This window comes from Paenibacillus xerothermodurans (assembly GCF_002220865.2).
Lineage (GTDB): Bacteria > Bacillota > Bacilli > Paenibacillales > NBRC-103111 > Paenibacillus_S > Paenibacillus_S xerothermodurans.
On the sequence record NZ_NHRJ02000005.1, the window covers coordinates 113143 to 127570 of the forward strand.

Annotated in this window: 12 protein-coding genes; 2 read left to right on the top strand and 10 right to left on the bottom strand. The window is 50.8% G+C overall.

Going from position 1 to position 14428, the window contains the following annotated elements:
- Positions 1–3 precede the first annotated feature (3 nt).
- The 4 genes from CBW46_RS11415 to CBW46_RS11430 form a co-directional block, all read right to left on the bottom strand.
- Positions 4–1020, bottom strand: coding sequence for an aldo/keto reductase (locus CBW46_RS11415; RefSeq protein WP_089200134.1), 1017 nt, complete (start codon positions 1018–1020; stop codon positions 4–6).
- A 270-nt stretch (positions 1021–1290) separates the two neighbouring features.
- A complete protein-coding gene (locus CBW46_RS11420) occupies positions 1291–3147 on the bottom strand; it encodes an anti-sigma-I factor RsgI family protein (protein ID WP_089200135.1) in 1857 nt (618 codons plus the stop codon).
- Positions 3144–3950, bottom strand: a complete 807-nt coding sequence (sigI, locus tag CBW46_RS11425) for an RNA polymerase sigma factor SigI (protein ID WP_089200136.1) — start codon at positions 3948–3950, stop codon at positions 3144–3146. Before sigI ends, CBW46_RS11420 begins: the two co-directional genes overlap by 4 nt.
- Before the next feature lie 162 nt (positions 3951–4112).
- The gene (locus tag CBW46_RS11430) at positions 4113–4541 is read right to left on the bottom strand and encodes a hypothetical protein (protein WP_089200137.1); all 429 of its coding nucleotides are present in this window, start codon (positions 4539–4541) and stop codon (positions 4113–4115) included.
- 514 nt (positions 4542–5055) lie between these two features.
- On the opposite strand from CBW46_RS11430, the gene CBW46_RS11435 reads away from it, so the two are divergent.
- Positions 5056–7020, top strand: coding sequence for a glycoside hydrolase family 15 protein (locus tag CBW46_RS11435; RefSeq protein WP_089200243.1), 1965 nt, complete (start codon positions 5056–5058; stop codon positions 7018–7020).
- A gap of 114 nt (positions 7021–7134) precedes the next feature.
- Here CBW46_RS11435 and gcvH read toward each other — a convergent pair whose 3' ends face one another.
- From gcvH to leuB, 3 genes are all read right to left on the bottom strand, one after another.
- A complete protein-coding gene (gene gcvH / locus CBW46_RS11440) occupies positions 7135–7518 on the bottom strand; it encodes a glycine cleavage system protein GcvH (RefSeq protein ID WP_089200138.1) in 384 nt (127 codons plus the stop codon).
- Positions 7519–7677: 159 nt separating this feature from the next.
- Positions 7678–8226, bottom strand: a complete 549-nt coding sequence (locus tag CBW46_RS11445; RefSeq protein ID WP_089200139.1) for a peroxiredoxin — start codon at positions 8224–8226, stop codon at positions 7678–7680.
- 219 nt (positions 8227–8445) lie between these two features.
- Complete coding sequence (gene leuB / locus CBW46_RS11450; RefSeq protein ID WP_089200140.1) at positions 8446–9525, bottom strand: 3-isopropylmalate dehydrogenase; 1080 nt, start codon at positions 9523–9525, stop codon at positions 8446–8448.
- A gap of 265 nt (positions 9526–9790) precedes the next feature.
- Here leuB and CBW46_RS11455 point away from each other — a divergent pair, with 265 nt between their 5' ends.
- Positions 9791–10987 (top strand): aminotransferase-like domain-containing protein, encoded by a 1197-nt coding sequence (locus tag CBW46_RS11455; protein WP_089200141.1) that lies wholly within the window; start codon positions 9791–9793, stop codon positions 10985–10987.
- Between the two features lie 180 nt (positions 10988–11167).
- Here the strand turns inward: CBW46_RS11455 and CBW46_RS11460 are convergent, their stop codons facing one another.
- The 3 genes from CBW46_RS11460 to ilvC form a co-directional block, all read right to left on the bottom strand.
- Positions 11168–11275 (bottom strand): sporulation protein YjcZ, encoded by a 108-nt coding sequence (locus CBW46_RS11460; RefSeq protein WP_089200142.1) that lies wholly within the window; start codon positions 11273–11275, stop codon positions 11168–11170.
- Between the two features lie 386 nt (positions 11276–11661).
- Positions 11662–13209, bottom strand: a complete 1548-nt coding sequence (locus CBW46_RS11465) for a 2-isopropylmalate synthase (protein ID WP_089200143.1) — start codon at positions 13207–13209, stop codon at positions 11662–11664.
- Positions 13210–13367: 158 nt separating this feature from the next.
- Entirely contained in the window at positions 13368–14360 is a 993-nt protein-coding gene (gene ilvC, locus CBW46_RS11470; protein WP_089200144.1) for a ketol-acid reductoisomerase, read from the bottom strand.
- Between the last annotated feature and the right edge of the window lie 68 nt (positions 14361–14428).

A 14428-nucleotide genomic window follows, 5' to 3' on the forward strand; every position in this document is an offset into this window, starting at 1 on the left:
AAGTCATCTGTAGTATGAAGCTGCCTCCATGACTGTTTTACGCATCGGCAAATGGTATGGACACTTCTGTTCGCAGAGTGGTGTTTCTTTACATGGCTCATAGTCAGCGCACGATAGTATGCTATGCTGTTGTTTTTCGTAAAATTGATTACCCTTAGGCAGCAAACCAAACACATCCCGGATGCGGCTCGAAATCATCACATCGGGAATCTTCACATCTACCGGACAGGAACAGTAGTTGCAGCGGCGGCAGTTGTGAGCGCCCAGATCCAGAGCCAGCTGCTCCAGCTCCTGCCGCTCGGCATCCGCCACTTCCAGCTCCATGGCGGCCAAATTTTCCTTTACCTGCTCGACGCTCACCATCCCGGAAATAATCACGTGCACGTCCTGGCTATACGGATAGCGTATCGCCTTCTCCACCGGTTGAATAAACCCGCCGGACAGCGGCTTCATCGCGACCTTGCCCATGCCCATCTCGGTCAGCTTAGGAATTAATTCCTGCAAGGCAAATGGCTGCGCCAAGTTCAAATGAAACAATACTTGATCGAAGCTGCCCTTGCCGATCCATTTGGCAAGCAGGTCCGGCCGATGGCCGGTAATACCGATAAACCGGATTTTACCGGCTGCTTTCGCTTCCAGCGCTGCTTTATATGCGCCCTGCTCGGCCATCGCCGCCTGGTAGTCGCTGACCATATTCACATAGTGAATCTGCAGCAAGTCAATCACATCGGTTTTCAGCCGCTTCAAGCTGTTGTCGATATCCTGCTTCGCCGTCTCGTAGTCCCGGTACTTTGTCTTGGTCGCCAAAAAATAATCCGACCGCCGGTGTGAAATCGTTTCCCCGATAATTTCCTCGCTGTTGCGGTAGGCGGCAGCCGTATCAACGTAGTTGATGCCTTGATCCAACGCATAATTGAGGGCATCCCCCGCTTGCGTGAGAGGCACATCGGGCAAATTCATTGCCCCAAAGCCCAGCGCCGACACACGGTGACCGGTTTGACCAAATAAAGTATACCTCACGGTTATTCTCCCCTGTTCCGATGGTATAAAATCATACTCCTATACACTCGATGACTGGTTCCCATATGCTTTAAAGCGGCGAAGCAGGATTGTGCGCCGATTCCCTTGCTTCTCCGAGGTATCGGTGTTTTCAACTACTAATATTATCACAACGATATGGTCTGCGTCATGGCGAGTGAGCATAAACCAGCACGAAAAAAGACACAAGCGCCGGATAAGCACTTTGTGTCATGAAATCGCTTTACATTCAAGCCAGCCGTGTGGTCCCCTCTAGTCGTCGCCTTTTCTGCCGTCGGCATTCCGCTGACTATCGGAGTTCCTATCGTTGTCTGCGCTTCTGTTGTTATCAGGCTTCCGCTCATCGCCGGAGCCCTGCTGTACCTCCTCACTTCTTTCCCCGGCACTGTTTTTGTCACCGCCGGAGGGGCGGCGGCTGTCAGACTCTGCTCTATCGTCCGACTGCCTGCCGCCGTCCTCCTTCTGCGCCGGCCCCTCTTTTCGGTCATCATCCGTGTCTTCCTGCTTTTCTTTTTCCTTACCGGCGCTTTCTTGCTCCTTCTTTTGCTGGAGCTGTTTATGGAACTCTTCCAGCCGCTTTCGCGCTTCCTCTTCTAAGCGCTTATTGAGCTCCGCACTACCACTCAAATCACCGCTGCCGTTTTCCTGTTGACCTTCACGTTCAGTGTGCTCGCTGTCATCATCATCCTGGTGATCTTTGTCTTGTTCTTCCTGCTTGTTACGCTCGCCCTGTTTGTCGTCATCCCTGTCACCGTGATCCTCGTCGCCGGCATTTGTGGAATTATCATACTTTCTCGAGGCGTCAGCACGATCGTCGCCTCTTTCGGCATCCATCGCCCGTGTGGCATCGGGCTTACGCTCTTCCGGCTTGGGTGTGATCGGCGGCTGCTTTACCGGCGTTGTGGTACTCTCTCTGATAGGAGTGGAGCGCCTGTGATCAGCTTCGTAATCATCTCCGCCTTGCCAGTAGTTCCTGCCGCTGCCGCTGCCGTTGCCGTTGTTTCTATTATCCTCGTCTCTGCGTGTCCGGTCATCTCTGCCGCGGCCATCGTCATCATCATCTTCGTCAGTGGCCTCTCTGCTGTCTCTACGATCGATGTAATCGTTGTCTTGTCTGCTGTCCCGTTCGGCATTATCACCGCCTTGCTGTACACCCGCATTAGAACTGCCGCCACCAGGCTGCTGAAAAGCGTCCTGGTCGCTCGTGCTTGCCGTGCCACGGTTTCCAGTTACCTTGATCGACTGCTCCCTTTTCCACTCTTCGAGCCGTTTATCCAACTCTCCCGACCTTTCCAGTTCAATGAGCTGTCTGATCAAATCTTTAGACGGTAGCTTATCGGGCTCCAAGATGGCGGATGCGCTGTGCGAGTTTTCTTCGATAATCTGGTGAATCGACTCTGTCTTCAACTCATCGACCGTGACATCGATGCCTTGCTTCTTGGCATACAGATAAACCGAATATTTTCCCATCGAAACGCCGCTCTTGCTGGCTTCCGACCGTATCTCTCGGGGTGCGGCAAACGCCTCCACGTGATAAGCATCGGCCTGGTCCGGATGGGTTTTCTTCAGGTGATTGGTGACTTGCTGCCTTAGCTTATCTGCAATCTGAGCATCATTGACAGCGCTTGTTTCCTGAATAACGGTGCTGGCGATCACAATGTCGGCTGAGCCCGCTGCCAAAGCATTCTGCTCCGCCTTGTCCAACAAGGCGGCAGTGACCTCCTCCAACGTTTTTCCTTCGTAATCTACCGCCTGAACCAGTGCCGTTCCATCCGGGTTCAAGCCGCGCAGCTCAAGCACCTGTTCATTGGCGTCAATCCCCATTTCGACGGATGGATTAATATCCATCGACACGTAAGCGACGACTTGAGAGGTGCCTAATTTGCCGGAAAAACTGACCGCCAGCACGATACAGAACACTACAGCCGCAGCGATAGCGGACCGGAGTGCGATGGGTGGGCTTGCCCACTTCGGGCTTTGATCGGCATACACGATTTCCTCGCCCACTTCACAGGTGCGGTTTTTGCGGGAAATCTTTTCAAAATGACCGTCGTGCCGCATCACTACGATGCTTTTTTCAGTCATTTCCATAACGATGCCTTTGTTCATTCGCTGCCCCCCCCTTCTGACGAATCGTCTTTTGTATACAAATAATCACGAAGATAAGGATATGGGCCGTTATTGATCAAAGCCACGGTGATGATGAATTTGCGGTTGCGTTCCAATGTCTTTCTTGATACCTCCACCAATTCTAATAGTTCTTTGATTGGCAGCATACGCTTTGCCAGCATTGTCCGCATCAAATCGGGATTCCCCGCCAGCTGTTTGCCGATTGCAACCAGTGCCTGTCTGGAATCATTATGCTTTGGAGACGCATCTACCAACTCCGCAAATGAAATACCAAAATCATTTAAACAACGATTTAATTCCAAAATCTCGCCGCGCCGTTCCTCCATTCCTTTTTGTTTCTCGTACTGCTCAAGCGCCTGATGAATTTCTACCGGGTTGACGATGTTATCTTCCTCATCCTCGACATCAAAGAGGCTATAAGGCAGCTGCTGGGAAAACCGCTGCTCCTTTCGGACATAATCTATTAACCTGCGTCGAATGACCTGCTCGGCGAAGCCCAAGAAGGATCTGCCCGATTCCGCGGAAAATTGATTGACCGCCTCGTTGAAAGCACCTAACGCGATGCTGAATTCATCATCTCTTGCTGGATCTATATATCTTTTACAAAAACGGCTCGTCACCTTCGCAACATATGGCTGGTAGTCCGTGATGAACTGGTTGCGCAAACGTAAATCGCCCTTCTGAATCAAAAGCACGATCTGTTCCGGTGGCTGCGGATCTGTCGTTTCTGCTGGGTGAGTCTGACGTTTTCCAAGAAATTTCTTAAATAAAACGAGCAGCAAACTTTCCACCTCACATTATATTTTTCGCTGTCTCCAGAATGGTTGCGGGGGTCTGTTTTTGTGACCTTCCTCACATTTTTTCATTTGTCAACTTGTGCTTGTCTCATCTTTAAAAAAATAAAACAACGTCCCTACAACAATAGAGACGTTGTCAACTGTAAATTATGATAAGCCGCGCGTCGTCCTTTTGTTCCTCAACTTGCTTCTGCGGCGGCTCAGGATATTCAGCCGTTGCTTCAACTGATTCTCCCATTCGACATCGCCCCACGCCTTAGCTACCATCATAAGATCCAGAGCCATATCGATCTGGCTCGTGACGACCTCGAGCGGGTCTTCATTCTCATGGTTGACGCAGTTCTCATATAATTCCGCCTCGTTGCGGGTATATGTATATTCCTGAAAATCGACTTCCGGCGCGCCATCGCCATGAGCGTACTCGGCCAGAATGTCATATTCGCTTTCGACCAAATGATGTACTTCCACCCGATGACAAACCGGGCAGAGCAGCAGAGGTACGTTATGGATATGGGTTCGGATATGTTTTAAAGTTCCTTTGGTTCCGATCATACTTGCACCGCAACAAAAGCTCATGAAATTCACGCTCCTTCTTTCTAAAACAGAAAGCGACTTGTAACATATTCGACGTAATTCGGCGAAATCCTCTTTTTTGTCTCTTTTTTGTCGAAAATGAGCGGATGATCCAATCTTCACCTTACGGCGGGTTTTACTCCAACTTTATGACACAAGCCCCCTTTTTATGATTGCTTGGTGCGAGTCAGGGAATCGAGGGTTAATGGTAACATGTGACCGCTGACGGGCGATCGTCGATTCATCCGGCGGCCGTACACCTTGGTACGGGCCCTTATTCAGGCGGGCGTCATAAAGCCGCACAAGCACCTGCAAATCCCGGCTTCGTCCGCATTCTAAAACAACTGTGTGTCACATAGGTTTTGTAGCATGCTGGTAAAATCCGCCTGGTCCAATTGACAACACTCACCTGCCTGCAAAATCATATACTGCCAGGGTGGCGACATTGACCGCCTAAGCAAGAAAAGGTACTCTAATGGAAAGAAGTGCTACTCCAGAGACAGAGGATGTGGATGAATTGCCAAGACATTTAGCCATCGGAAACGGGAAATTTCTGATCAATTTGGACGGCCATACGTATATGCGAGATTTGTACTATCCTTACGTAGGTCAATTAAACCACATCGGCGGATATCAGTGCAGAATAGGTCTATGGGTTGACGGCACTTTCTCTTGGCTGTCCGACCCGGAATGGGAGTTCAAGCTATCTTACGTGGAGGATTCGCTCATCACGGAAGTGACGGCCACACACCCGCATTTAGGGGTTGCTCTGCTTATCAACGATGGAGTACATCAGCGGGAAGATATTTATTTGAAACGTCTGCAGATTAACAACGCGCGGGACACGGTGCGCGAAATCCGCATCTTTTTCAATCAGGATCTGGTGATTAACGAGACGGAGGTCGGCGACACGGCCGCATACTATCCAGCCAATAATACCGTATTTCATTATAAAAAAGATAAATACTTCATGTTTAGCGGCAGCACCGGAGCGAGCGGTATTTATCAATATACCACCGGTGTGAAGCGCTTTTATAACGCGGAAGGCACTTGGCGGGACGCGGAGGACGGGCACCTGATGGGTAACGCGATAGCCCAGGGCTCGGTTGACAGCACGATCAGCTTCCGTCTGCATGTGCCGCCCAACTCCGATGAAACGATGTACTATTGGATGACAGCCGGCAAAAACCTGGAGGAAGTGAAGAAGCTCAACTCCTATATCAACGAGAGCCACCCCGGCAAGCTTCTTGACCGCATCAAAGTGTATTGGCAGCGTTGGGTCAACAAATCGGAACGCGAATATGGCGACCTTCCACCCGAAGTGATCCGGCTGTTCAAACAGAGTCTGCTCATCGTACGGACGCAAACAGACATGAACGGCGCGATTATCGCGGCCAATGACTCCGACATTATGCAGAGTAACCGCGATCACTACAGTTATATGTGGCCGCGTGACGGCGCTCTGATCGCTTATGCTATGACAATGGCAGGTTACCAGGGCATGATCACGCCGTTCTTCCACTTTTGCGCGAATGTATTGTCGCCCGAAGGCTACCTGCACCACAAATATAATCCTGACGGCACGGTCGGCTCCAGTTGGCATCCCTATATCCATTCAGGCATCGAGCAGCTCCCGATCCAGGAAGATGAGACTGCGCTCGTGCTGTATGCGCTATGGCAGGATTTCGAGCAGCACGGCGTAATTGAGCTGCCGCAGTCATTATACAGCACATTGATCCGAAGGGCCGCACGTTTTATGACAAGTTACATCGATCAGGAGCTGAACCTGCCCAAGCCAAGTTATGACTTATGGGAAGAGCGGTACGGCATCTATACATTCACAACCTCCGCTGTCTATGGCGGCCTGATCGCCGCGGCGAACTTCTGCAGCCTGTTCGGCGACGAGGAGCGCAGCAGCCGCTATCGACATACAGCGGAACGTATCAAGGCCAGCATGCTGAAGCATCTCTGGGACGAGGAAGAACAGCGGTTTATCCGCGGCTTATACAAGGAAAACGGCCAGTGGGTGAAGGACAAAACGCATGAGAGCAGCGTGTATGGGGTGTTCGAATTCGGCGTACTGCCCGCTGACGACTACCGCGTGGTCAAAACCATGGAGGCTAACCGTCAACACCTGACGATCAAAACGGATATCGGGGGCGTGGCCCGGTATTACCATGACTACTATTTCCAACGCTCCTCCGATATCGAGAGGATTCCAGGCAACCCCTGGATCATATGCACGCTTTGGATCGCAGAATGGGAAATCGAATATGCCAAAACCATGGAGGATCTGGAAAAGCCGCGCCAAACACTCCAGTGGGTCGTCCAGCATGCCATGGAGAGCGGCATACTTCCCGAGCAGCTTGATCCGTTCGACGGCGGCCCCGTGTCTGTCGCTCCGCTCACCTGGTCCCATGCTACTTATGTATTGGCCGTGGTAAAATACATGAGAAAATACAAAAAGCTGGCCGGCAAATGACACCAACACAAAACGTCGCGCCTCACGGGCGAGCAGACATGCAAAAAGACCTTTTCCGCTTAGAACGGAAGAAGGTCTTTTGTATGTCTGCTCCTGATTCGAGCATTCTCAGTACTATTCGTGACTATATGTATCTTCGTATTTCTTGGCGTCCCACAGCCTTTCGAGCTCCGATGGATCCGCCATTTCCATCACGATCATCCAGCCGCTGTCGTAAGGGCGCATGTTGATCTCACCAGGGTTGTCCTGCAGCTTGCGGTTGATGTCCACTACTTTGCCTGATATTGGCGCATACATTTCCGAGACGGTCTTTACCGATTCCATACTGCCGAACGGCTCACCCGCCCGCAGCTCGTCGCCCACTTCAGGGAGCTCGGCGAATACAATGGTGCCCAACTCTTGTTGAGCGAAATCGGTCACCCCTATGATCGCCCGGTTGCCTTCCACCCGTACCCACTCATGATTCTCGCTATATTTCAAGCCTTCTCTAACTTCCATTCATTGCCCTCCCTGACAAAAAGTAATTATAGGCTTCAGATCAGCCGCTCCCGACAGACAGCTGCAATTTCCCGTGAAGCAAAAAAATCCCTCTAGCTGCAGTATAGCAGACTGAAGGGATTTTTTGAAACGTGCAGTCAAACGTGAGAAAAAAGTGTATTATTGCGCTACCAAGTGCTTGTCGCCTTTTTTCCAGTTCATTGGGCACAAACCGCCGGATTGCAATGCTTCCAACACACGGAATGTTTCTTCGACACTGCGACCTACATCGTTGTGGTTAACAACTTGGTATTTCAATTCGCCTTCCGGATCGATGATGAACAAACCGCGGAGCGCTACGCCTTCCTCTTCGATTAATACGCCGTAGTCACGAGAAACCTGCTTAGTCAAGTCAGCGCCCAATGGGAAGTTCAACTTGCCCAAGCCGTTGTTTTCTACCGGAGTATTGATCCAAGCGCGGTGAGAGTGTACGCTGTCGATAGATACGCCCAATACTTCTGTGTCTAACTTTTTGAAAGCTTCATAGTTTTCGCTCAAAGCGGTAATTTCAGTTGGGCATACAAAAGTGAAGTCAAGCGGATAGAAGAACAATACCAACCACTTACCTTTATAATCGGACAAAGATACTTTACCGAAGCCAACGCCGTCCCCATTTGCTGTTTCAAGTGTAAAATGAGGTGCTTGTTTTCCTACCAAACGTTCTGCCATCTGCTATTTCCTCCTTTATATTCCTTAAAATCTACGTATAAAATCGTAACATTCGCCTAAATGAAAGTCAAGATTAGAGAGACTATCAATTGATAATGATTATAATTAAAAATAGGCTGCCATAATTCATGTTAGAGACGGCCTCCGGCAAAAAAAGAAGACTCCGCTCATCTTCCTGGCGAAAGAATGGTAGAGTCTGCAACTGTGCTGCCAAGCCCATTATTTTCTAATTGCGTCCACGATCAAATCGCCCATCGCTGTTGTGCCGATCGCCGTGCTCTTATCTACCGCGATGTCGCCGGTGCGGTGTCCTGCATCCAACACTTCTTTAACGGCGCGTTCAATCGCTTCCGCTGCATCGTGATATCCAAATGTCAAACGGAACATCAGAGCCACGGACAAAATGGTCGCTATTGGGTTTGCAGCACCTTGCCCCGCGATGTCCGGAGCAGAGCCGTGCACCGGTTCGTACAAACCAAAAGCTCCTTCGCCGAGGGAAGCGGAGGACAGCATGCCGATCGAGCCGGTCAACATCGCCGCTTCATCGCTCAGAATATCTCCAAACATGTTCTCGGTTACGATGACGTCGAAGCTCGAAGGGCGCCGCAGCAGTTGCATTGCACAGTTATCGACCAACACATGCTCCAGCTCGACATCCGGATAATCTGCGGATATGCGGATCACTGTTTCCCTCCATAGGCGGGAAGTTTCAAGCACGTTCGCCTTGTCGACGGATGCAAGCTTCTTGCTGCGTGTGCGTGCGATTTCGAACGCTTGACGAGCGATACGCTCAATTTCCTGCACATTGTACACGCAGGTGTCGACCGCCTCTTGACCGTTATCCCCGTCCCGACGGAATTTTTCACCGAAGTAAATACCGCCTGTCAGCTCACGCACGACGATCAGGTCCGTTCCTTCGAGCACCTCAGGCTTCAATGTGGAGGCATCTTTCAGGCAGTCGAATATAACCGCCGGACGGATGTTGGAGAACAGACCCAGCGCCTTGCGTATACCTAGTAATCCCGTTTCCGGACGCAGCTCCTTCGGGTTATTGTCCCATTGTGGGCCGCCAACCGCTCCCAATAATACTGCGTCGGCATTCTTACACATATCCAAGGTATCCTGCGGCAGGGGGGTACCCTTCTGATCGATGGCAATCCCGCCAAACAATCCGTGCTCGGTTTCAAAACGGTATCCGAACACTTCTTCCGTTTTTTTCAATACTTTCTCCGCTTCGGCGATGACTTCAGGGCCGATCCCGTCGCCTGATATTACTGCTATTTTTTTAACTTCTGCCATGTCATTCAACTCCCACATCTAGATTTATGCATTATCTCTTTTTTATCATATTTAGCCTTGTTATACTAAGATATAAAAGCTATGATCGTCATAGGCATATACTATAAAGCTGCTGGTCTGCCCCGTGTTATTTGCATTTATGATAATTTTTTTTGATCAATCCGACACACTGAATAGGTTGTTTTATCGCTATCTAAAGATTAAAATAATATGTATAAAATATTGTAAAAACGTTGTTACTTTTCTTCACTAAAGGAGCTTGCGCATGGAATATCGTTTCTCGGATACGATCGACAGTTTTAAATCCTCTGCTGTACGGGAAATTTTGAAGCTGACGCAAGGGAAGTCCATTATTTCACTGGCCGGCGGACTGCCGAATGAGCAGTATTTTCCCATTGAAGCTGTCAAGGACGCATTCAACCGCGTCTTCGAAGAAGGCAAGCAGGTACTGCAGTATGGCTTGACCGAAGGCTACACACCGCTCCGGCAAAGCGTCGCCAAACATATGGAACGCAAAAACATCCACGTCGGCGTAGACGACATGTTAATTACGACAGGCTCCCAGCAAGCGATCGATTTGCTGACGCGCGTGTACATCGATCCGGGTGACGTTATTCTCGTGGAACGGCCTACATATCTAGCCGCCATCCAGATTTTCCAATCACACAAGGCGCGTATTATCTCAGTGGAATGCGATGCGGACGGTATGAATTTATCGGACCTTGAGCTTAAAATCGAGCAGTATAATCCCAAGATGATTTATGTAGTACCAACCTTCTCCAACCCTGCAGGAAAAGCGTGGAGTGTGGAACGCCGTCTAGGCACCTTAAATATTTGTAAACGGAAGAACGTGCTGATACTTGAAGATGATCCATACGGCGAGCTGCGATTTGGCGGTGGGGAAGCACTACCCTCGATCTTCTCGTTGGATAAGCATCCGGAGGGCTGTGGAGTTGTCTATACAAGCACATTCTCCAAAATCGTAGCTCCTGCGCTTCGTACCGGCTGGGCTATCGGAGATCCTCAAGTCATCCGCCAGATGGCACGTGCCAAACAGGCAGCGGATCTGCATTCAAGTACTATGGATCAGCAGGCGCTGCACCAGCTGTTTCAACATTTTGACCTGAATGCGCACATCGATCTGGTTCGCACCGAGTATGAAAAGCGTATGCGCCAGATGGTCGACCTGCTGCACCGGCAGGATTGGGCTGGAGCGCGTTGGATCGAACCTAAGGGCGGCATGTTCATCTGGGTTGAACTACCGGAGCACATAGATACGGAACAGCTGCTGAAGCTGGCTGTTGAGGAGGGCGTCGCCTTTGTGCCTGGCATCAGCTTCTACGCGGACGAGCCGCAAAGAAATGCGATGCGCCTGAATTTCACGCACACTGACTACGCCCAGATGGTGGAAGGTTTTACCCGTCTGGACCGTGCTATCCAAAAGATGCTCCAAACCGTCTGAATTATCGGAGTAAACGAGCGACCCTGCAAAATCCATCCGGATCTGCAGAGCCGCTTTTTTCTTATGGGCTTGTCTGCTTCAAACGAAAGACCCCTGCAGCAGGGGTCCTGTTTTGTCTTGCATATGATGAGGGCATTTTGCCGAATGCACGGCAATATGCTGACGGTCCGAAGCCGTCAATTAGATCCATGCTTTGGCGACGATGACCAACAGAATGAACAGTACCAGAATCGCGCCAACACTAGTGAAGAAGCCGCCTACGCCACCACCTGCTCCGGCCAAACCCATAGATCTCTCCTCCCTTCATAAGGAACTTCTTTCATGATATGTAAGTGAGGTGAAGCCTGTTTGGGCATGGCGCAGAATAGGTCGACGCTGCAATATGCTGTCATAGATAACAAAACACACCCCGACATATGCGTTGATGAGACGCACGTCAGAGTGTGTTTAACGACATCGCACGTAACGATAAGCACGGCTTATGTGCTGTGCAAAGTACCGGTGGGACGAGCGCACGGTGGTTCCAACTTCATCGCACGTACACGATAACGGGATTATGCTTCGGCAAAATACCGGTAGGACGAGCGCCAGAGTCGTTTGGGTTCATCCAGCGTGACGTCGCACGGCACAGCCTTGGCACACGCATCAGCGTGACGCGCATCAGGCGCAGTAAGTTAAATCAGTGTGACATTATCTCGGCTGCGGGCGGGTGATTTCCGCTTTTCGATCAAACGGTTGACGGCATCCACATATGCCCTGGCGCTTGCCTCAAGAATGTCCGTGCTCACGCCCCGACCTTGGACGGAGTAATCACCTTGCCGCAGCACCACATGTACCTCGCCAAGTGCATCCTTACCGTGGGTGACAGATTTGATCGAGTAGTCAGCCAATTCGACCTCTTCATTGGTCACCTTATCGATGGCTTTGTAGATCGCGTCCACCGAACCGTTGCCCACAGCCGCCTCTTCGGCAGAACCGCCGTCGATCGTAGTTACACGTATCGTGGCCGTAGGAACGGATTGATTGCCATAAGAAAGCTGTATTGTATCCAATACGAATACTTCAGGCGTTTTGATAAGCTTCTCTTCGATCAAGGCACGGATATCCTCGTCTATGACGTCCTTTTTCTTGTCCGCCAGGTCTTTGAACTTGGCGAACGCGGCGTTCACCTGCTCATCAGTCAAATCATAGCCGAGATCGATGAGCTTTTCGCGGAACGCGTGGCGTCCGGAGTGCTTGCCTAGCACGAGCTTACTCTCTTTTAACCCGATTGTTTCGGGGGACATGATCTCGTACGTCGTTTTCTCCTTCAACATACCATCCTGATGAATGCCCGATTCATGCGCAAATGCGTTCGCACCGACGATCGCCTTATTGCCCGGCACAACCATGCCCGTCAGCTTGCTGACCAATCGGCTGGTACGCGCAATTTCACCCAGCACCAACGAGGTCTTCGCCTGGAAAAACTCCTGCCGTGTTTCCAACGCCATGGCGACTTCCTCCAACGCAGTGTTGCCTGCGCGCTCACCAATGCCGTTGATTGTGCCCTCGATTTGGTCTGCTCCATTCATGACCGCCGCCAACGCATTGGCCGTAGCCAGACCCAAATCATCATGACAGTGGGCGCTCAACTGGATTTTCTCGATGCCCGGTACGTTTTCCTTCAATGTTTTGAAAATATTACCAAACTCACCAGGTGTCAAGTAGCCGACCGTATCCGGAATATTAACAACCGTAGCGCCGGCACGAATCGCCATCGCCGTCACTTCACAGAGGAAGTCCAGCTCCGTACGCCCCGCATCTTCCGGTGAAAACTCGATTTTATCAAAATACTTTTTAGCATATCGGATCGCAGCTTCCGCAGACTCCAGCACCTGCTGCTTCTCCATGCGCAGCTTGTGCTTACGATGGATCGGAGATGTTGCCAGGAACAGGTGAATACACGGATCCTGCGCTCCCTGCAGAGCTTCACGCACCGCGTCGATATCCTGTTCGCGCGAACGCGCCAAGCCGATAATAGAGGCGTTCTTGACAGCACGAGCCACAGCATTCACACCCGCGAGATCACCGGGAGAGGCGGCTGGAAATCCGGCCTCAATACGGTCGATACCCAGCTTTTCCAACTGTAAAGCGATCTCGACCTTCTCCTGCATATTGAGATTTACGCCCGGTGATTGCTCGCCGTCTCTCAGCGTTGTGTCGAATATGTAGATTTTTCTCATCGGTTGGGGCACCTCCTGCGAGTTTTGGTGAAAGGACAACTAGAAAGAGATACGGCTCGAAGGTGAGATCGCCGCGATCCTAGTATAATCGCCCGCGTTCCCTATTGACTTCAAGCCGACCCTCTACCAGACTTATATACGACTAGCGAGCTAGAATTTTACTTCTTGATCCAATGCATCATTTCACGCAGCTGGGAACCGACTTGCTCAAGCGGATGCTCGGCCTCCAAGCGGCGGGTAGCGGTCAAGAAAGCACGGCCGGATTGGTTTTCCAAGATGAAGTCACGCGCAAACTTACCCTGCTGGATGTCAGTCAGTACATTTTTCATTTCCTTCTTCACTTCATCAGTGATGATGCGTGGGCCTGTGACGTAGTCGCCATATTCAGCCGTGTTGGAGATGGAATGTCTCATCGAAGCCAAACCGCCTTCATACATCAGGTCGACGATCAGCTTCAGCTCATGCAAGCACTCGAAGTAAGCCATTTCCGGAGCGTAGCCTGCTTCAACCAGTGTTTCGAAGCCGGCTTTTACAAGAGCGGATGCGCCGCCACAAAGAACTGCCTGCTCACCGAACAAATCGGTTTCAGTCTCTTCACGGAATGTAGTTTCGATAACTCCTGCACGTGTGCAGCCGATGCCTTTCGCGTAAGCCAAACCGATTTCTTTTGCTTTACCGCTTGCGTCTTGCTCTACAGCGATCAGTCCAGGCACACCGAAGCCTTCTACGTATACACGGCGAACCATGTGGCCCGGAGATTTCGGAGCTACCAGGAACACATCTTTGTCTGCGGAGGGAGTAATTTGACCAAAATGTACGTTGAAGCCGTGGGAGAACATGATGGCAGCGCCGTGCTTCAAATTCGGCTCGATCTCGTTTTTGTATACGCTTGCCTGCGTTTCGTCCGGCATAAGAAGTTGTACGATGTCAGCAATTTTTGTTGCCTCCGCTACGGAGTAAACGTCGAAGCCGTCGTTTTTCGCCTGCTCGAAAGAGCGGCCTTGACGAAGCCCGATGATTACTTTCAAGCCGCTGTCACGCAGGTTTTGCGCTTGAGCATGGCCTTGGCTGCCGTAGCCGATAATAGCGATCGTCTTTCCTTGTAATACGTTGAGGTCTGCGTCTTTTTCATAATAAGTAGTAACTGCCATGAATATTAGTCCTCCTTTGATTTAAAAGACCCTGTGAGTGGGCGATAGAGCGGACAACTTCGGCCGGG